This window comes from Microbacterium sp. OR21 (genome assembly GCF_047306785.1).
Lineage (GTDB): Bacteria > Actinomycetota > Actinomycetes > Actinomycetales > Microbacteriaceae > Microbacterium > Microbacterium esteraromaticum_E.
On the sequence record NZ_JAZEXJ010000004.1, the window covers coordinates 1 to 18892 of the forward strand.

Annotated in this window: 16 protein-coding genes and 1 riboswitch; of the genes, 1 reads left to right on the forward strand and 15 read right to left on the reverse strand. The window is 71.1% G+C overall.

Features of this window, described 5'->3' with window-relative positions:
* Nucleotides 1–504 precede the first annotated feature (504 nt).
* A complete protein-coding gene (locus V2S04_RS12540; RefSeq protein WP_413638788.1) occupies nt 505–1773 on the forward strand; it encodes a CoA transferase in 1269 nt (422 codons plus the stop codon).
* Between the two features lie 9 nt (nt 1774–1782).
* Here V2S04_RS12540 and V2S04_RS12545 read toward each other — a convergent pair whose 3' ends face one another.
* From V2S04_RS12545 to V2S04_RS12615, 15 genes are all read right to left on the reverse strand, one after another.
* On the reverse strand, nt 1783–2589 hold the full coding sequence (locus tag V2S04_RS12545) for a DUF4184 family protein (protein ID WP_413638789.1): 807 nt from the start codon (nt 2587–2589) through the stop codon (nt 1783–1785).
* 45 nt (nt 2590–2634) lie between these two features.
* Nucleotides 2635–4212 carry an MFS transporter gene (locus V2S04_RS12550; RefSeq protein WP_413638790.1) on the reverse strand — a complete coding sequence of 526 codons (1578 nt, stop codon included), beginning with the start codon at nt 4210–4212 and terminating at the stop codon, nt 2635–2637.
* Between the two features lie 94 nt (nt 4213–4306).
* The gene (tyrS, locus tag V2S04_RS12555) at nt 4307–5608 is read right to left on the reverse strand and encodes a tyrosine--tRNA ligase (RefSeq protein WP_413638791.1); all 1302 of its coding nucleotides are present in this window, start codon (nt 5606–5608) and stop codon (nt 4307–4309) included.
* Between the two features lie 28 nt (nt 5609–5636).
* Complete coding sequence (locus V2S04_RS12560; protein ID WP_413638792.1) at nt 5637–6386, reverse strand: hypothetical protein; 750 nt, start codon at nt 6384–6386, stop codon at nt 5637–5639.
* A complete protein-coding gene (locus tag V2S04_RS12565; RefSeq protein ID WP_413638793.1) occupies nt 6383–7027 on the reverse strand; it encodes a SatD family protein in 645 nt (214 codons plus the stop codon). Before V2S04_RS12565 ends, V2S04_RS12560 begins: the two co-directional genes overlap by 4 nt.
* 80 nt (nt 7028–7107) lie before the next feature.
* Nucleotides 7108–8535, reverse strand: a complete 1428-nt coding sequence (gene argH / locus V2S04_RS12570; RefSeq protein ID WP_099195670.1) for an argininosuccinate lyase — start codon at nt 8533–8535, stop codon at nt 7108–7110.
* Entirely contained in the window at nt 8532–9500 is a 969-nt protein-coding gene (gene argF, locus V2S04_RS12575) for an ornithine carbamoyltransferase (protein WP_413638794.1), read from the reverse strand. Before argF ends, argH begins: the two co-directional genes overlap by 4 nt.
* Entirely contained in the window at nt 9497–10720 is a 1224-nt protein-coding gene (locus V2S04_RS12580) for an acetylornithine transaminase (RefSeq protein ID WP_413638795.1), read from the reverse strand. The genes argF and V2S04_RS12580 overlap by 4 nt, the downstream gene beginning before the upstream one ends.
* On the reverse strand, nt 10713–11615 hold the full coding sequence (gene argB, locus V2S04_RS12585) for an acetylglutamate kinase (protein ID WP_099195673.1): 903 nt from the start codon (nt 11613–11615) through the stop codon (nt 10713–10715). Before argB ends, V2S04_RS12580 begins: the two co-directional genes overlap by 8 nt.
* Entirely contained in the window at nt 11612–12769 is a 1158-nt protein-coding gene (gene argJ, locus V2S04_RS12590) for a bifunctional glutamate N-acetyltransferase/amino-acid acetyltransferase ArgJ (protein ID WP_413638797.1), read from the reverse strand. The genes argB and argJ overlap by 4 nt, the downstream gene beginning before the upstream one ends.
* Nucleotides 12766–13818 carry an N-acetyl-gamma-glutamyl-phosphate reductase gene (gene argC, locus V2S04_RS12595; protein ID WP_413638798.1) on the reverse strand — a complete coding sequence of 351 codons (1053 nt, stop codon included), beginning with the start codon at nt 13816–13818 and terminating at the stop codon, nt 12766–12768. Before argC ends, argJ begins: the two co-directional genes overlap by 4 nt.
* A gap of 279 nt (nt 13819–14097) precedes the next feature.
* A complete protein-coding gene (locus V2S04_RS12600) occupies nt 14098–16224 on the reverse strand; it encodes a bifunctional hydroxymethylpyrimidine kinase/phosphomethylpyrimidine kinase (protein WP_413638799.1) in 2127 nt (708 codons plus the stop codon).
* Nucleotides 16221–17084 carry a hydroxyethylthiazole kinase gene (thiM, locus tag V2S04_RS12605; protein ID WP_413638800.1) on the reverse strand — a complete coding sequence of 288 codons (864 nt, stop codon included), beginning with the start codon at nt 17082–17084 and terminating at the stop codon, nt 16221–16223. Before thiM ends, V2S04_RS12600 begins: the two co-directional genes overlap by 4 nt.
* A riboswitch (TPP riboswitch) is annotated at nt 17076–17169 on the reverse strand. (Overlaps the previous gene by 9 nt.)
* Nucleotides 17170–17219: 50 nt before the next feature.
* Nucleotides 17220–18191 carry an NAD-dependent epimerase/dehydratase family protein gene (locus tag V2S04_RS12610; protein ID WP_413638802.1) on the reverse strand — a complete coding sequence of 324 codons (972 nt, stop codon included), beginning with the start codon at nt 18189–18191 and terminating at the stop codon, nt 17220–17222.
* Nucleotides 18192–18236: 45 nt separating this feature from the next.
* Nucleotides 18237–18812 (reverse strand): pyridoxal 5'-phosphate synthase, encoded by a 576-nt coding sequence (locus V2S04_RS12615; RefSeq protein ID WP_413638803.1) that lies wholly within the window; start codon nt 18810–18812, stop codon nt 18237–18239.
* Between the last annotated feature and the right edge of the window lie 80 nt (nt 18813–18892).

Here is an 18892-nt window from a genome sequence, read left to right on the forward strand (position 1 = left end):
AAGGGTTGGACGAGGATAATTTGGCATTTGACAAGTGCACGCTGTTGAGTTCTCAAGGATCGGACGCACCCGCACACCCACCCCATCAGGGCAAGAAGCGCAGGGCAACTTCACAATCGTATGTCTCCCCGACCAGGCAGTCAAATCCGACACGCCGAAAGGATCAAGGTGAAGACGTCCACCACCTCACACGAGGCAGCCGCTCCAGCTTATCCCATCCGACGAGCTTGTCAAATCGACGAAACCCGAACCGGGAACCACACTCCCCGGGCCTAACAGCCCCTCCAAACCAACAAGTGATCCGAAGTGGAGGTGGGTGGTTCGCTACTTGGAGGGGAGCCAGGCCCTTCAGGCCTTCCGCTCAACCGCTTGGGGCGAACAAGTAATAACTTACGCGCCACCCACCCACCCCGCAAATCACCACCACACCCCGGGCGTGTCGCACCCCCACCCACCGCCCGGAGAACCCGTGTTTCCCGGGCTCGCGCGGCGTAGGGTCGGCTCATGCGACAGTCCGTCTCTCACCGGTCCGTCCCCCAACGGCCCGTGCCGCTGCCTTCGCGCCTCGCGGTCGGCGAGCTCGCCTGGCGCAGCGTGTGCTCCGTGGGAGCGGCGCTGGATCCCGCCGGCTCCGCTCTCCCGGATCCCGATCGCATCGCCGCCGCCTACCGGAGCGATCGGCACCTTCTCGTCGACGGCGTGGCACCCGACGTGTGGTCACCGCTCTCCCGCTTCTGGCAGGTCACCGACGGCTGGGTGCGCACGCATGGCAACTACCCGCACCACGCCGCAGCGCTGCGCGCCGGGCTCGGTCTCCCACCGGACGCGGGTGCCGATGAGGTCGGCGAGCGACTCGCGGCGCGGACCGCCGAAGCGGCGACAGCCGCGATCGTCCGCGCGGGCGGACTGTGCGCACCGGTGCGCCGCGAGGATCGGTCACGCGATGACGCGCTGCGCGGGCATCCGCTCGTCGAGACGACGCGTGTCGCGCACTCCCCTGCTCGACCGCTCCGGCCCGCTTCGCCTACGGCGCCGCTGGCCGGAGTGCGCGTCGTCGATCTCACCCGCGTGATCGCCGGTCCGGTCGCAACGCGCACGCTCGCCTTCGCGGGCGCAGACGTGCTGCGCATCGATCCGCCCCACCTGCCCGAGCCGGAGTGGCAGCACCTCGACACCGGTCACGGTAAGCGCTCGGCCCTGCTCGACGTCGCCTTCGACCGGCCCCGGCTCGACGCGCTGCTCGCGGACGCCGACGTGGTCGTGCTCGGATACCGTCCGGCCGCGCTCGCGCACCTCGGGCTGACACCCGGGTCGCTCGCCGGTCGGCATCCGCATCTCGTGATCGCCCAGCTGAGTGCCTGGCCCGGTGATGACTCGCCCCGCGGGTTCGACAGTCTCGTGCAGGCGGAGTCCGGGATCTCATGGCTCGAGTCGAGCGACACGGCCACGCCCGGCGCGTTGCCGGCGCAGGCTCTGGACCACTCCGCCGGCTACCTGCTCGCCGCAGCCGTGATCGGGGCGCTGCGCCGTCGTGCCGATGAGGGCGGCGGCTGGCTGGTGCGCACCTCGCTGCGGCGGGTCGCCGCAGAACTGCTGGGGATGCCCCGGAGCGCAGAGCCTGCCGAGCAGGCCACCGCACCCGTGCGGACCCAGGAGTTCGAGGTCGCGGGACAGCGCGTCACCACCGTGGCACCCGCCGTGCGGTGGCCGGGGTCTCCGGATTCATTCCGTGCGCCGCGCCGGTGGGGTGCAGACCCCGCCGCATGGTGGTGAGCACGGCGATCACGCCGGCTCTGCGGATGCCCTCCGCCGTCCATCAGCGACGATGACGATGGCGACCGAGAGCACGAGCGTGCCCGCGCCCCACAGCCCGCACGCGGGCGGCAGCACCCGATAGGCCAGATGCTGCACGGTGAACGACGGATCCAGAGGGCCGAGCACTGCCAGGCCGACGACCCAGGCGCCGATGAGAAGGGCCGGCAGGCTCAGCATCCATGTCCAGCGCATCCAGGCGGGCAGCATGCGGGGGCGCGCGACGACAGGTCGCCGGGTCAGCCAGAGCAGCGCGAAGACGCCGATGATCAGCAGACCCACCACGCTCGATCCGTGCTGCAGCCACTTGTACCCCGCCAGCGGACCCCACATCTGCTGCAGAGCGGGGACCGCCTCGACACCCCAGCGCCCTTCGTGGGTGAACAGGTCCCAGCCGATGTGCGAGAGCACGCCGAGCATGAGCGAGATGAGCACCAGCAGCAGGCCCTGCCAGCGCCGCCGCGGAGCGACCGCTTCGAGCGCGACCTCCGGCCCGGTCGCACGCCAGTCGCCCGGAAGACGATCAGCCACGACATCCGGCGCGAGCTCCACCGACGCCGGGCGCAGCGCCACCCGCCAGACCAGCAGCAGCACGAGCCCCGCGAGGGTCGTCCAGAGGATGTTCGCCCATCCGTGCGTGAAGCCGTACGAGAGCCCGGCACCGCGCAGGAAGAGCGGCAGGTCCGGGGTCATCGCACCGATCGCGATCGCCCCGGGGACCAGCGGCGTGCGCAGGAACGGCAGCGCCACGACGGCGTGACTGGGTGTGAACGGCATGCGGTCCTCCGCGAGGGCGCGCGCAGACGCCTCGGGCTCTCAGGCTCAGACGTCGGTCGGCTCGTCGCGCGCGGATGCACGCCCGCGCACAGCAATGTCCTCGCGCTCGGAATCGCCTTCGCGCGCGGTCTCGGCGCCGACCACGGCGAGCGGCATCGTGCTCGTGTCGATGAGCGGGTTCTCGTCCTGCCCGGCCACGAGTTCCTCCGCCTCGGCTTCGCTCTCGACGGTGGGCACCGAGCCCAGCAGCGGGCGCTGGGCCGTCTCGCGCATCGTGAGCAGGGCGATGCCGCCCAGCGCGGCGAAGAACATGATGTAGAACGCGGGCATGTAGATGTTCCCGGTCAGCTCGATCAGCGCCTGACTGAACAGCGGCGTGGTGCCGCCGAACAGCGACACGGCGAGGTTGTACGCGATGGCCATCGCGCCGAACCGAGACGCCGTCGGGAACAGCGCCGGCAGAGCGGAGGCCGAGATCGCCACATAGAAGGCCACCGGGATGGCCACCATGGCGAGGGCGATCATGACCGCCCATTCCTCGCCGATCTGCATGACGGCGAACGCGGGCAGCATGAGCACGATCGTCGAGCCGACGGCGATGCCGTACACGGGCCGACGGCCGATCCGGTCGGAGAGTCGTCCGATCAGCGGCAGGCAGGCGCTCATCACGATGAGCACGGGCACGGTCGCCAGGGCCGCCATGAGGTTGGACACGCCCACCTCCGTCTCGAGGTAGGTCGGCATGTAGCTGGTGAGGGCGTACCCGGCGGTGTTCGTGGCCGACACGAGCGCGACCCCGATCAGGATCTGTCGCCAGTAATGGCGGAAGATGCCCGCGATGCCCTGGCGCGCCATCGGGTCTTCGGCGTCCGCGCGGTTGAGTCCGGCGCTCTCCTCCGCCTCGTAGGCCGGGGTCTCGGGGATGCGCAGCCGGAACCAGATCGCGACCGCACCGAGCGGGATGGCGATGAGGAACGGGATGCGCCAGCCGTAGTCGGTCATGGCGTCGGGGCCGGACAGATTCTCGGTGATCCAGGTGGTCAGCGCCACGACGCTGGCGCCGGCTGCGAAGCCGACGTAGGAGCCGACGTCGAGGAAGGACGACCAGTAGCCGCGGGTGCGGTCGGGTGAGAATTCCGAGACGTACGTGGTGGCGCCGGCGTACTCGCCGCCGGTCGAGAAGCCCTGCACCATCTTCAGCAGGTACAGCGGGATGATGGCCCACAGGCCGATCTGCGCCGAGGTGGGCAGCACGCCGATGAGGCCGGTCGCCGCCGCCATCATCGCCATCGTGAGGAACAGGACGCGCTGGCGGCCGATGCGATCGCCCAGCGGACCGAGCACGAGCCCGCCCAGCGGGCGCACGAGGAACGAGATCGCGAACCCGAGCAGCGTGATCAGCAGACCCCAGGCACCTGGCAGATCGCCGGTGAAGACGACGGCGAGCGTGACGGCGAGGTAGCCGTATACCCCGAAGTCGAACCACTCCATGAAGTTGCCGACGACGGTGCCCGAGATCGCCGTCCTCAGACGGCTCTTGCGGACGACCAGAACGTCATCGACCTTCAGCCGGCGGGTGGCACGGCGCGGGACGGTACGGCGGACATGTGCTTCCTTGGGCAAGGGGACCAGCTCCTCGAGTGCTTGCGGACAGCGTCAGCTGTCCGATGCTACTGCACTCCCCCACCGCGAAGCCGAGGCGCCACGCAGAGCGGACTCAATCCACGAAGACGCCGGCGAGGGTCTTCTTGCCTCGCCGCAGCACGGACACCCCGCCCGGGAGGGAGCCCTCGACGGCGCTCTCGCCGTCGGCGACCTTCGTTCCGTCGAGAGTCACACCGCCCTGCGCGATCGCCCGGCGCGCCTCGGAGGCGCTGGAGACCAGGCCGGTCGCGACGAGCGCGTCGACGACGCTCGTCCCGGCGGGCACCGTCGCGTTCGGCAGCTCGTCGAGCGCGCTGCGCAGCGTCGCCGCGTCGAGCTCGCTCAGGTCGCCGTGCCCGAACAGCGCCTCGGAGGCGGCGATCACCGCAGCCGTGGCCTCGATGCCGTGCACCGTCGTGCACACCTCGAGCGCGAGACGCTTCTGCGCCGCGCGACGGAACGGCTCGCTCTCGACGAGCGCCGCGTACTCCTCGATCTCGGCACGGGTCAGGAACGTGAAGACCTTGAGCCGCTCGATCACGTCGGCGTCGGCGGTGCTGAGCCAGAACTGGTACATCCGGTACGGGCTGCACATCTCTGCGTCGAGCCAGACCGCGTTGCCCTCGCTCTTGCCGAACTTCGTGCCGTCGCTGTTGGTGATCAGCGGCGTGCCGATGGCATGGGCCGAGACGCCTTCGACGCGGTGGATGAGATCCGTGCCGCTGGTGAGGTTGCCCCACTGGTCGCTGCCGCCGGTCTGCAGCACGCAGTCGTACGAGCGGAACAGCTCGAGGAAGTCCATGCCCTGCAGGATCTGGTAGCTGAACTCGGTGTAGCTGATGCCGGCGTCCGAGTTCAGGCGCGCAGCCACGGCGTCCTTCTTGAGCATCGTGCCCACGCGGTAGTGCTTGCCGATCTCGCGCAGGAAGTCGATGGCGCTCATCGGCGCCGTCCAGTCGAGGTTGTTCACGATGCGGGCGGCGTTGTCGCCCTCGAAGCTGAGGAACCGCTCGACCTGCGTGCGCAGTCGCTGCACCCACTCCTCGACGGTCTCTCGCGTGTTCAGGGTGCGCTCGGCCGTCGGACGCGGGTCGCCGATCAGACCGGTCGAGCCGCCGACGAGGCCGAGCGGCTTGTGCCCGGCGAGCTGGATGCGCCGCAGCGTGAGCAGCTGCACCAGGTTTCCCAGGTGCAGGCTCGGCGCTGTCGGGTCGAAGCCGCAGTAATAGGTGATCGGGTCCCCGGCGAGAAGGGCGCGCAGCGCCTCCTGATCGGTGGACACGTGGACGAGGCCGCGCCACAGCAGCTCGTCCCACACGTTCTCGAACGTGGGGTCGAGCGCCACGGGGGCGGTCGTCAGAGCGGGATTCGACACGCGTTCCAGGCTATCAGCGGCGCCGAACTCAGCTGTGCACACCCCACCACAGCAGGAACGCGGCGCCGAGCGCGACGACCCAGCTGACGAGGCTGCCGACGAGGAAGTACTCCGCACGCGCACCGGTCTCGCCGTCCTTGGAGATCTCGGGGAAGCGGACGATGCCCTTCGCCGCGAGCATGGCGGCGAGCAGCGAATAGGCTCCGGCGAGGGTCAGCACCACGACGAGCAGCCGTTCGAGCGGACCGATCAGCCGGCCGCCCTGGAAGCCGGTGGCCTCCTGCTGCGGCTGACGCAGCTGACCGCCGCGGAAGCGCCCACCCGACTCCACCGGCCGCCAGGTGCCCTCTCGGTCGAGGGCGGCGCGCACGATGAGGTTGCCCGACTCCGCGACGATGAGCAGCACGCCCACGGCGAGCACCGCGGCATCGAAGCCGATCTCGCCCTCGGGCGACGGCAGGCGCCAGATCGATCCGAGGAGTCCTGGATCATCGCGCTCGTGTATGAGCGCCGTGCTGACGGCCGCCAGCACGCCGAGCAGGACGGCGGGCCAGAAGGATGCCCGGCCTGTGGCATCCAGGGGCATCGACCGCACCCAGGCGGCGCCGACGGCGATCGCGATCACGGCAGAGACCCCCGCGTCGCTGAGTGCACCGACCGCGATGATCGCCACGACCAGCAGCAGCAGGAGCGCGATTCGCGCCCCTCTGCGGGCGGCGAAACGGCGGACGAGGTCGGCGCCGCCGACCGCCACGAGGCAGAACCCTGCGAGGATCACGCCCGCTCCTCGGCGAACAGGGCCAGGCCGTCGAGCAGAGCGGCGGCTCCCGAGCTGCGCAGCGCCTTCGACACCGCGGGCTGCGTGATGCCCTCCTGCTCGGCCAGCGCAGTCTGCGACAGCCCGCCGATGCGTCCGTATGCCAGGCGGCGCTCGCGTTCGGTCATCCGCACGACGATCGCGTCGCGCGCAAGCAGGTACGCGTTGCCCATCGACACCTCCGAGTCCATGACCTCATCCTGCCCGGGGGCTGCGACAATCCAGCTGCGCGCTGTCGGCACGGCCCGCTCCTGGCGGGCGTGCACGGTCTCGACGGCCTCCCGGGCGGCCCACCATCCGGGCCCGTCGGAGAGCTCGCGGTGGGCGGACTCGATGGCGCGGACGTCGCCGACCCCGATCCCGTAGCGGAACTCGATGCCCTCCGGCAGGGCCAGCTGCAGCAGGAGCACCCCGGTCACGGCATCGTCGAGGGTGCGGTAGACACCCTGCTGCTCGTCGCCGACCGTGGGCCGCAGCGGCTGATCGGCCAGAGGATGCTCGCGCTCGACGCGCGCGATCGTCTCGTCGAGCATCCGCTGGGCGCCGGCCCGGTCGCGGAGTCGACGGGAGCCGACAATGTCGGCGATCACTGCGACGACCATGGGATCACCATAGCAGGAATATTCCAGGCATATAAGCTATCTGGTTATCCAATGGTGGAGCGGCGCACCCTGCCCCAACGTCAGAGGCCCAGCGCGTGCGCTGCGGCCTGCGCGCGGGCCACGAGCTCCGCCCGCTGCTCGGCGACCCGATCCGGCGCTGTGCCGCCGGCGCCGGCTCGCGAGGCGACCGAACCCTCGATCGTCAGCACCTCGCGGACCTCGGCGGTCAGGTGGTCCGACACCGATGTCAGCAGCGCGTCATCGGCATCCTCGAGCCCGATCCCCCGCTCCTCGCAGGCACGAACCAGCGCGCCGGAGATCTCGTGAGCATCGCGGAACGGGACCCGACGCTTGACCAGCCACTCGGCGACGTCGGTTGCGAGCGAGAAGCCCTGCGGGGCGAGCTCGGCCATCCGCCCCGTGTCGAAACGGAGCGTGGCGATCATGCCTGCGAACGCGGGGAGCACCACCTCGAGGGTCCGCACCGAGTCGAACACCGGCTCCTTGTCCTCCTGCAGATCGCGGTTGTACGCCAGGGGCAGGCCCTTGAGCGTCGCGAGCAGACCGGTGAGGTTGCCGATCAGCCTGCCGGACTTGCCGCGCGCCAGCTCGGCGATGTCAGGGTTCTTCTTCTGCGGCATGATGCTCGAGCCCGTCGAGTAGGCGTCGTCGAGCGTGACGAAACCGAACTCGCGGGTGTTCCAGAGGATGATCTCCTCGCTCAGGCGCGACAGGTCGATGCCGGTCATCGCCGCGATGAACGCGAACTCCGCCACGACGTCGCGCGCGGATGTGCCGTCGAGCGAGTTCTCGGCGGGCCGGTCGAGGCCGAGCTCCCTCGCCACGAGCGCCGGGTCGAGCCCGAGCGTGGATCCGGCCAGCGCTCCCCCGCCGTACGGCGAGACACCGGCGCGACGGCGCCAGTCGACGAGGCGTTCGAGCTCGCGCACCAGAGGCCAGGCGTGCGCCTGCAGATGGTGGGCGAGAAGCACCGGCTGCGCGTGCTGCAGGTGGGTCCGGCCCGGCAGGATCGCCTGCGGGTGGGCTTCGGCCTGAGCGACCAGCGCGTCGATCACGCGCAGCAGGTCCTTCGCGATCACCCGGGCGTGGTCGATGAGGTACATGCGCACGAGGGTGGCGATCTGATCATTGCGGCTGCGCCCGGCGCGCAGGCGACCGCCGACCTCGGCGCCGACCTCGGCGATGAGCGCCTTCTCCAGCGCACCGTGCACGTCCTCGTCGCCGGGATCGGGCAGCAGCGTGCCCGCTGCGATGCGCGCGGCCAGGGCATCCAGCCCCTCATGCATGATGCGAGCCTGGTCCGCGTCCAGGTACCCCGCGGCCTCCAACGCCGTGGCGTGCGCATGCGAGCCGGCGATGTCGTACGGCGCCAGGATCCAGTCGAAGTGCGTCGACCGGCTCAGCTCGGCGAGTTCTGGCGAGGGTCCGCCCGCGAAACGCGCACCCCAGAGGGCGCCGTCGTTCGTGCCGTGACCACTCGCGCTCACTTCGCATCCCCCTGCCCGCTCGGCACGCCGTCCGCCGCAGCCTCCTGCTTGCTCAGCAGCCAGACCAGCAGCGCCTTCTGCGCGTGCAGGCGGTTCTCGGCCTCGTCCCAGACCACGCTCTGCGGCCCGTCGATGACCTCGGAGTCGACCTCGTAGCCGCGGTCGGCGGGCAGGCAGTGGATGAAGACGGCATCCGATGCCGCGCGCGCCATGATGTCGGTGGTCACCTTGTACCCGCCGAGATCGCGCAGCCGCTCGATCTTCTCCTCCTCCTTGCCCATCGACACCCACGTGTCGGTGACGATCACATCGGCGCCGTCCGCGGCTTCGCGCGGGTCGGTGACGAGGGTGATCGAGCCGCCGGTCTCGGCGGCGCGCACCTCGGCCGCGGCGACCACGTCGTCACGCGGAGCGTATGCCTCCGGCGAGGCGATGCGCACGTGCATGCCCGCGGTGACACCGGCGAGCACGTACGAGTGCGCCATGTTGCTCCGCCCGTCGCCGAAGAACGTCAGCGTGAGCCCGGTCAGGTCGCCCTTGTGCTCTCGGATCGTGAGCAGATCGGCCAGCAGCTGACAGGGGTGGAAGTCGTCCGACAGCGCGTTGACGACCGGCACCCGGGTGCCGCGCGCCATCTCCTCGAGCCCCGCCTGGGAATAGGTGCGCCACACGATGGCCGCAACCTGGCGCTCGAGGACGCGCGCGGTGTCGGACGGGGTCTCCTTGCCGCCGAGCTGGCTGTTCGCGGTGGAGATGATCAGCGGCGAACCGCCGAGATCGGCGATGCCCACGGCGAACGAGACGCGGGTGCGGGTGGAGGACTTGTCGAAGATCACGGCGACGGTCTGGGGACCTGCGAGGGCCTTGCTCGCCCAGCGGTCCTTCTTCAGCTCGAGCGCGAGGTCGAGGATCTCGCCCTGCTCGGAGGGGGTCAGGTCGTCATCGCGCAGCAGGTGGCGGGTCACTGGGGCTCCTTGGTGTCGGAAAGGGTCTGGGCCACGGCGGCCAGCGCCGCACCGAAGCGCGAGACGAACTCGTGCACTTCGTCGTCGCCGATCGTGTACGCCGGTGCGATGCGGATGACGTCCGCCGTGGGCGCGTTGACGATGAGGCCGCGCTCGTGCGCGGCCGCCCGCACCTCGGCGGCGACGGGAGCGGCGAGGCGGATGCCGATGAGCAGCCCGGCGCCCGAGGTGGCGTCGACCAGGGGCAGCGACATCACGGCGTCGCGCAGCTGCGTGCCGCGGGCGGTGACGTTCGCGAGCAGGTTCTCGTTCTCGATGAAGCCGAGTACGGCGTTGGCCACGGCGCTCGCGAGCGGGTTGCCGCCGAAGGTGGAGTTGTGCGTGCCGGGGTAGAACAGCTCGCCGGCGGCGCCGAAGGTGATCAGCGCGCCGAGCGGGAAGCCGGCGCCGATGCTCTTCGCCACGGTCACGGCATCCGGGGTCACCCCCTCGCGCTGGAAGGCGAACCACTCGCCGGTGCGGCCGGATCCGGTCTGCACCTCGTCGAGGATCAGCAGCGCGTCGTGCTGGGTGGCGAGCGCGCGGGCGCGGGCGAGGAAGCCTGCGGGGAGTTCGACGACACCCGCCTCGCCCTGGATCGGCTCGACGACCATCGCAGCGACAGTCCCGGCCGAGAACGCGGATTCGAGACTCTCGATCGAGCGCTCGACGGTGACGACGTCGGGCACGGCCGGCTGGAAGGGATCCCGGTAGGCGGCCTTCGGAGTCAGCGACAGGGTTCCCATGGTGCGCCCGTGGAAGGCCCCCTCGACGACGAGGATCGTCGTGCGTGCGCGCCCCTCGGTCTCGACGAACCGGGCGCCGTGCAGGCGCGCCAGCTTGATCGCGGTCTCATTCGCCTCGGCGCCGGAGTTCGCGAGGTACACGCGCCCCTGCTCGCCGGTGCCGGCGAGGCGCTTGAGCCGCGCGGCGATCTCGAGCTGCGCGGGCGAGGCGAAGTAGTTCGACACGTGCGAGAGGGTGGCGGCCTGTCGCGACACGGCGTCGACGAAGACGGGGTGCGCGTGCCCCAGGCAGTTGACCGCGATCCCGCCGAGGAAGTCCAGGTACCGGCTCTCGTCGGCGTCCCACACCCACGACCCCTCGCCGCGGGTGAGCAGGGCCAGGCGTCCGCCCAGGCTCATCAGATCGCGTGCCGCGTCTGCGCTCCAGTCAGACATCCTTGACCACCTCCGTGCCGATTCCCTTGCTCGTGAACAGCTCGACCAGCACCGAGTGGGGCACGCGTCCGTCGATGATGGCCGCGGCATCCACACCGCCTTCGACGGCGTCGAGGCAGGCGCGCATCTTCGGGATCATCCCCGATTCGAGCGTCGGGAGCATCCGGGTGAGCGCGCTCGAGGTGAGATGCGAGACGAGGGAGTCGCGGTTCGGCCAGTCCGCATACAGACCGGGCACGTCGGTGAGGATCACCAGCTTGCGTGCGTTCAGAGCGACGGCGAGCGCCGCCGCCGCGGCATCGGCGTTGACGTTGAGCGACTGACCGGGGTGATCGAGGTCGGGGGCGATCGACGAGACCACCGGAATGCGCCCGGCGGAGAGGTGATCCAGCACCGGGGTCGGGTCGACCTGCACCACGTCGCCGACACGACCGAGATCGACCTCCTCGCCGTCGATCACGACGCCTCGGCGACGACCGCCGAACAGGCCGGCGTCCTCACCGCTGAGACCCGTGGCGATCGGTCCGTGCGAGTTGATCTTCGCGACCAGCTGCGGGTTCACCTGCCCGGTGAGCACCATGCGCACCACGCTGATCGCCTCGGTGTTGGTGACGCGATAGCCGCCCTTGAACTCGCTGGGGATGGCGAGCCGGTCGAGCATGTTCGAGATCTGCGGACCGCCGCCGTGCACGACGACCGGCTGCACGCCGACATAGCGCAGGTATGCGATGTCCTGGGCGAACGCCTCCTGCAGCTCGTCCGAGACCATCGCGTTCCCGCCGTACTTGACGACCACGATCTGGTCGCGGAACTTCTTCAGCCACGGCAGCGATTCGATGAGGGTGGCGGCCTTGACGGCGGCCTCCTCGGGGGCGGTGTCCTGAAGATCTGTCATGAGGCGTAGGCGCTGTTCTCGTGCACGTAGTCGTGGGTCAGGTCGTTGGTGAGGATCGTCGCGGTCGCGTCGCCGATCTTCAGGTCGATCTCGATGTGCGTGTCGCGCGGGGTCAGGTCGACCTCTTCACGGGGGCGGTCGGGACCGCCGGCGGTGCACACCCGCACGCCGTTCATCGACACGTCGACGTCGTACGGGTCGAACTGCGCGGATGTCGTGCCGATCGCGGCGAGCACCCGACCCCAGTTCGGGTCGTTGCCGAAGATCGCCGCCTTGAAGAGGTTGTTGCGGGCGACCGATCGACCGACCTCGACCGCCTCCGTCTCGTTCACGGCGTTTTTCACCTCGATGGCGATGCTGTGGCTCGCCCCCTCGGCGTCGGCCTGCAGCTGCGCCGCCAGATCGCGGCACAGCTCTGTGAGAGCCGCGGCGAAGTCGTCGAGGTCGGGACGGACGCCGCTGGCGGCGTTGGCGAGCAGGGTGACCTGGTCGTTGGTGGACATGCATCCGTCGGAGTCGAGTCGGTCGAAGCTGACTCCGGTGGCCCGGCGCAGCGCTGCATCGGCCTGCGACGCCTCGAGATCCGCATCCGTCGTGATCACGACGAGCATGGTGGCGAGCCCTGGCGCGAGCATGCCGGCGCCCTTGGCCATGCCGCCGATCGTCCAGCCGTCACGGCTGACCACGGCCGTCTTCGCCACGGTGTCGGTGGTCATGATCGCGGCTGCGGCGTCGCCTCCGCCCTCGGCGCTCAGTGCGGCGACCCCGCGCTCGACGCCGTCGAGCACCTTCGCACGGAACTCCTCGCCTCCGGTGCCGATCAGCCCGGTGGAGCAGACCAGGATGTCCCCGGCGCTGACCTCGAGCAGCTCCGCGGCCTTCTCGGCCGTGAGGTGGCTGGTCTGAAAGCCGAAGGCGCCGGTGAAGCAGTTGGCGCCGCCGGAATTGAGCACGACCGCCTCGACGACGCGGTCGGTGATCACCTGCTGCGACCAGATGATCGGGTTCGCCTTCGCGCGATTGCTGGTGAAGACGGCGGCTCCCACCTTGCGCGGGCCGCGGTTGACGACCACCGCCACATCGGGCTTGCCGGAGCTCTTCAGACCTGCGGCGACTCCCGCCGCCTCGAATCCCTGGGGTGCGGTGACGCTCACGGCGCTACTCCGTTCACGGTGAGGGCGCGGCCTTCGGGCAGGCCGAGCGCGATGTTCATGGACTGCACTGCGGCACCGGCGGTGCCCTTGACGAGATTGTCGACCGCGGTCACGACGGTGACCCGGTTCGCCGCACGGTCGACGGCGAGACCCATCAGCGCGGTGTTCGCACCGAGCACGTCGGCCGTGCGCGGGAAGTGCCCCTCGGGGAGCAGCTGCACGAAGGTCTCGTCGCCGTAGGCGCTCTGCCACGCCTCGCGGATGTCGGCGTCGGTGACCCCGGCGGCGATCGTCGCGGTGGAGGTGGCGAGGATGCCCCGTGCCATCGGCACGATCACCGGCGTGAACGAGATGCGGATGTCATCGGGCGCCGCGTTGGAGGCGGCGGCGAGCGCCTGGCGGATCTCGGGGATGTGCCGGTGGGTGCCGCCGACGGCGTAGGGATTCGCGGTGCCGAGGATCTCGCTGCCGAGCAGGTTGGTCTTCAGACTCTTGCCCGCGCCGGAGGGCCCTACGGCGAGGACGCTGACGATGTCGGAGGGCTCGATGACCCCGGCAGCGACGCCGGGGGCGAGGCTCAGGCTGACGGTGGATGCGTTGCAGCCGGGTGCGGCGATGCGGGTCGCCGCGCGCAGCCTCTCGCGCTGCTTGCCGCCGTCGACCGGCAGTTCGGGAACACCGTACGTCCACGGCTCGTGGAAGGCACCGCCGTAGAACGCATCCCACGCGTGCTGTGAGGTGAGGCGGTGATCGGCGCCGGCATCGATGACGAGGGGCGCCCCTCCCAGGGCATCCGTGTACTGCCCCGACTGCCCGTGCGGCAGCGCGAGGAAGACGATGTCGTGCCCCGAGAGGATCTCGGGCGTGGTGTCCTGCAGGGTCAGGTGCGCGAGCGAGCGCAGGTGCGGCTGATGCTCGACGAGGGGCTGGCCGGCGTTGGAGTGCGCGGTCACGGTGCGGATCTCGACGTCGGGATGAGCGGCGAGAAGCCGCAGGATCTCGCCTCCCGCATAGCCGGATGCGCCGGAGACGGCGACGGAGTACGTCATGCTTCCACCTTAACGGTCGGTGCTCGGTCGGCCCGGGAGATGACGCGGGCGAGAGCGGAGAACGGGGCCGGGGCGGCGACGCCGGCGCCGTGCCCGCCGAGCATGACGGGAAGCGCGGGGTCGCCTAGACTCGGCGGCCGCCGCGGCGTCGGCGCACAGGACCAGCGCTGAGGAAGCGCTGAGCGACGTGGTGTGCGACCGAGGGCATGCCGTGACAGTAGCGCCGGAGAGGAGGCACCTGCAAATCCCGCGGATGCCGCGCTCTCCGGCGCCACCGGATCAGCGCAGGTCGAAGAAGGCGCGCTCGTGCTCGGACGCGATGACGAACGCCCTGTGCATGCGGGGCCTGAGCCGGTCGTCGGCGGCCGCCGCGGCAGCCGTCACGAGGTCGATCGCGCGTTCGTTCGCCTCGGCGAAGGCGGGATCGGCGTAGGTGTCGAGCCAGGATGCGTACGGATGCCCCGGGTCGAGCACCTGGGCGCCGAACTCCCCCGCGTGCAGCCGGGTGCCGAGATCGGCGTACAGCCAGAAGCAGGGCAGCACCGCGGCGATCAGCGTCGGATAGTCTCCGCTGAACGCCGTCGCGCGCAGGTGGTCGAGATACGCGGAGGTCACCGCGCTCGGCTCGCTGTCGAAGGTCTCGGCCGTCACGCCGGTCTCGGGTGTCAGCCAGGACGCGTGCAGCTCGAGCTCGCCTGCGATGCAGCCCTGCGACGACGCCGCCCAGAACGACTGCTCCCCCGGTGTGGGGGCCAGGCGCGCGGCCTCGGCGAGCACCCGTGCGTATTCGCGCAGGTACAGGGCGTCCTGTGCCAGGTACGTCAGGAACCGCTCGCGGTCGAGCGATCCGTCGGCGAGCGCACGGATGAAGGGCAGCTCGTCGATGTCACCGCGGATCCCGGCGATGCTCGCCCACCACTGCTCGCGGATCTGCTCGGGGGTGTACCGGGGGTGCACGCCCGCACGCCGCCACAGGCCGGCGAAGTGGTTCACCGGCCCGTGCCCGCGACCGACGTCGAGGGCGTCCGCCGCATGCAGCGACTCCCGGAGCCAGGCACGTGCGTCGTGCACGGCCTCCGGCCAGTCGCTCCCGGCGGCGCGCAGCGTCGCGAGCGCAGCCGAGAGGGAGCACCCCGTGCCGTGGGTACTGGTCGTCTCGATCCGCGGCCCGTCGAAGGCGGCGATCACACCATCCGCTCCGACCAGCGCATCGGGCGCGGTCGGCCCGGCGAGGTGTCCGCCCTTCACGAGCACGAGGGCGCCGGTGTCCGCCGCGACCTCGTGCCCTGCCTGCAGCGCGTCGGCCCAGCCGTCGACCGGCCGGCCCGCGAGCACGGCGAGCTCACTCAGGTTGGGGGTGATGACGTCGGCGAAGCGGGCGAGCTCGCGCAGCGCCGATTCGGCTCGCGCATCGAGCAGGCGGTCGCCGCTGCTGGACACCATCACCGGGTCGAGCACGACGGTGGCGGGCCGGTGCATCGCGAGCCAGTCGACGACCGTGCGGATGACATCGGCGTCGGCGAGCATGCCGATCTTGACCGCGTCGATGTAGATGTCGTCGGACAGCGCCGCCAGCTGGTCGCCGAGGAACGCCGCCGGCGGCACGTGGACGCTGCGCACACCGTGCGTGTTCTGCGCGGTGAGGGCGGTGATCGCGGCCATGCCGTACCCGCCCTGCGCGGCGATCGACTTCAGGTCGGCTTGGATCCCCGCGCCGCCCGATGGGTCGCTGCCGGCGATGCTGAGCACGCGAGGCGCGGTGCGTCCGGTCCACCGACGGCGCAGGTCGCGTGCGGCGGCTCGGGCATCGTCTGCCGCGCACACCGCGGACACGACGGCCACGCCCGCTGCCCCCGCCTCACGCAGTGCCGCGACGTCGGCCAGGCCGATGCCGCCGATCGCCACGGCCGGCACCGGGCTGTCCGCGGCGAGCGCGCGGAAGCCGTCGACACCGAGTGCCGGCGGATGATCAGGCTTGGTCGTGGTGGGACGGATCACGCCGATCCCGACGTAGTCGACCGTGCCGTCGGGCAGCGCGCGGACGGCGTCGAGATGCGCGGGGGTGTTCGCGGTGAGGCCGATGAGGGCATCCGGGCCGAGCCGCCGTCGCGCCTCCGTGACGGGCAGATCCGACTGCCCGACGTGCACCCCGTCGACGCGCGCACCGCGGGCGCGGGCCTCCAGCACCGCGTCGACGCGGTCGTCGACGACGAGCAGCGCCCGACCGGCGATCACCTCGCTGAGCGCGATGAGCTGCTCGACGATCGACGCGTCGGAGGCGCCCTTGTCGCGCAGCTGCACGACGGAGATCCCGCCGTCGACGGCGTGGCGCACGGTCTCGACGACGCCGCGGTCGCCGCACAGGCCGGCGTCGGTCACGAGGTAGGTCGACAGGTCGCGGCTCATCGAGCACCCGCCTCGGTGCGCGTGCGCATCTCGGCGATGCGCGCCTCGGCGACGACATCGACCGGGTCGACCCCCGCGAGCGCATCGAGCAGTGCGACGGCGAAGCTGCCCGGGCCGTCGACGACGCGGGCGGCATGCTCCGCGGCGATCGTGTAGACGGCGGTCGCCGCAGCGACGGCGTGCAGGGCATCGGCGCCGACCGCGCGCCCGGCGCCCAGGAAGGCGGCCATCACCGCTCCCAGGGCGCACCCTCCGCCGGTGATGCGGGTGAGGAGGGTGTCGCCGTTGCCGATGCTGACCACGCGCACGCCGTCGGTGATCAGATCGGTCGGCCCGGAGACGGCGACGACGCACCCCCACCGGTCGGCGAGGGAGCGTGCCGCGTCGAGCGCGCTGTCCGGCGAGTCGAGGGCGTCGACACCACGACCGCCGGACCCGGCGCCCGCCAGAGCGAGGATCTCGCTGGGGTTGCCGCGCACGGCGGTCGGACGCAGCCGCAGCAGCTCCCCGGCGAGGGCGGTGCGCACCGGCAGCACGCCGACCGCGACAGGGTCGAGCACCCACGGTGTGCCCGCGGAGTCGGCGCCGGCGGCGGCCTCCAGGCTCGCGGCGCGCTGTTCGGGATTCGGGGTGCCGGTGTTGATCAGCAGACCGGATGCCAGGCCGGCGAACACCCCCGCCTCCCCGACGATGTCCACCATAGCCGGGGACGCTCCGACGGCGAGGAGGACGTTGGCGGTGAAGCCGGTGACCACCGTGTTCGTGATGCAGTGCGTGAGCGGCGGTGTCGCCCTCACGCGGGTCAGGAGATCGGCGGCCTCAGCCGGGATCGATGTGGACGGACGCAGAGGATCGCTCATGGGCGACATCCCTTCGCTAGTACGAACTAGATCAGGTTCGACGGGTGTGATCTCAGCCGCGGATGCGGCACCCCGTGTCACTGCGCCCGAGTCTAACCAGACACGTCACCTTCCCCCGGAGCATGACGCCCGATGTCACGCCCCGGTCAGCTGAGCGATGAGCGCGCTCTCGTCGTCGCGGCTCAGTCCCGCCCGGCGCTCGCGATCGAGACCACGAGCCCGCTCGTCGTCAACCACCGCGCGGATCGTGTCGTCGAGCGGAGCGAGCGTTCCGCCGGCGGCACGGTAGGCGGAGTTGTCACGACGCATGAAGCCGGGCATGTCAGCCGGCAGCCACAGCGGCAGTGAGCGCTCCCCCATCCAGTACTGCACGTCGTGCGCCTCGAGCCAGTCGTCGCTCGCCTCGAGGAGCTCGCCGGTGTGCCCGGCTGCGGCGCGGATGCGGCTGAGCATCTCGGCGAGCGGATGCACGTCGCCGACGGCGTTGACCACCCCCTGCCGCCGGTCGCCCGTGAGGAATGCGGCCAGGTCGTCGACGTCGATCACCTGAGCGCAGCGTCCTTCGAGCTCGGGGACGAGCACCGGGTCGACACCCGCGCGGGCGAAGGCCGCGGCCCAGTACCCGAAGCGGTCGCTCGGGTCGCCGGCGCCGACGATCAGCCCCGGGCGCACGACGAAGGCCCGATCGCCCAGGGTCCAGACCGCCTGCTCGGCCGCGACCTTCTGTGCGCCGTAGTCGTACTCGTCGCCCGGGCGTGCCGGCTCGTGCAGCTCACCGGATTCATCGAGTCCCTCGCTCGCATCGTCGGTGTACACCGACATAGACGACACGAACGTCCAGTGCGCGGTGCGATCCCCCAGCGCCCCGATCGCCTGCGCGACGTGCTCGGCGCGGGACGAGATGTCGACGACCTCGTCCCATTCGTGCTCGGCGAGCCGGTCGTAGACGTCGGGGGCGTCGCGGTCGCCCCGGAGCAGCAGGGTACCGTCCGGCGCCGGCCGATCGCCGCGGGCAAGACAGGTCACCTCCGCTCCGGCATCCCGCCACCGATCGGCGATCCGCCCCGAGAGCCAACCTGTTCCGCCGAGCACGAGCACCTGAGTCATGCCGCCATGACATCACCAGGGCCGATCGGACGGAAGCGATTCCGCTCAGAGCACAGCGGCGCCCGACCGTGCGCTCTCGATGCCGTGGCTCCAGGCGTGCTCTCGCCACCGGTAGACCAGTCGGACGTGGTCGCGGTCCGGGCGTCCCTGCCAGAACTCCACTCGCTCGGGGACGACGCGCCACAGCATCCACTCCCCCGGCGAGATGCCGGCGCGGGCCGATCGCGAGCGCGCGGCCAGGTCGGCGGCGCTCTCGTCGGCGCTGGCCTCGACCACCCGGCCCCGCACCCGCACCGCGCGCATCAGCGGCTGCCACCAGAAGGCGAGAGCGGCCGTGGGCCGGTCGGCGAGCTGCCTGCCCTTCGCCGAGCCGCGGTGGCCCGCGAAGGCCCAGCCCCGCTCGCTCACGTCCTTCAGGATCACGGTGCGGGCATCCGGCATCCCGTCGGAGTCGACCGTCGCCAGCGTCATCGAGAGGGGCTCTGCCACACAGCGATCCAGGGCATCGTCGAGCCAGCTCAGGAACAGCGCGACGGGATCCGCCGGCGCATCGCGGGCGTCGAAGACGGCTGCGTCTCCGGTCAGGCTCGGCACGGCCCGGAAACGGGCGGCGATCGTCATGCTCCGAGCCTACGCATGTCCGGGGCGTCGCAGGGCCGCAGTCGCCGCAGCCCTCCCGTCGGTCGACGGGAGGGCTGCGT

Bases quoted from the DNA above. Each gene is read 5' to 3' on its own strand.
- V2S04_RS12615 (WP_413638803.1), bottom strand. From the start codon at position 18,812: ATGACGATCGCCGCCCGTTTCCGGGCCGTGCCGAGCCTGACCGGAGAC.
- argC (WP_413638798.1), bottom strand. From the start codon at position 13,818: ATGACGTACTCCGTCGCCGTCTCCGGCGCATCCGGCTATGCGGGAGGC.
- V2S04_RS12580 (WP_413638795.1), bottom strand. From the start codon at position 10,720: ATGTCTGACTGGAGCGCAGACGCGGCACGCGATCTGATGAGCCTGGGC.
- thiM (WP_413638800.1), bottom strand. From the start codon at position 17,084: ATGAGCGATCCTCTGCGTCCGTCCACATCGATCCCGGCTGAGGCCGCC.
- V2S04_RS12600 (WP_413638799.1), bottom strand. From the start codon at position 16,224: ATGAGCCGCGACCTGTCGACCTACCTCGTGACCGACGCCGGCCTGTGC.
- V2S04_RS12565 (WP_413638793.1), bottom strand. From the start codon at position 7,027: ATGGTCGTCGCAGTGATCGCCGACATTGTCGGCTCCCGTCGACTCCGC.
- argB (WP_099195673.1), bottom strand. From the start codon at position 11,615: ATGACAGATCTTCAGGACACCGCCCCCGAGGAGGCCGCCGTCAAGGCC.
- V2S04_RS12610 (WP_413638802.1), bottom strand. From the start codon at position 18,191: ATGACTCAGGTGCTCGTGCTCGGCGGAACAGGTTGGCTCTCGGGGCGG.
- V2S04_RS12545 (WP_413638789.1), bottom strand. From the start codon at position 2,589: ATGCCGTTCACACCCAGTCACGCCGTCGTGGCGCTGCCGTTCCTGCGC.
- V2S04_RS12540 (WP_413638788.1), top strand. From the start codon at position 505: ATGCGACAGTCCGTCTCTCACCGGTCCGTCCCCCAACGGCCCGTGCCG.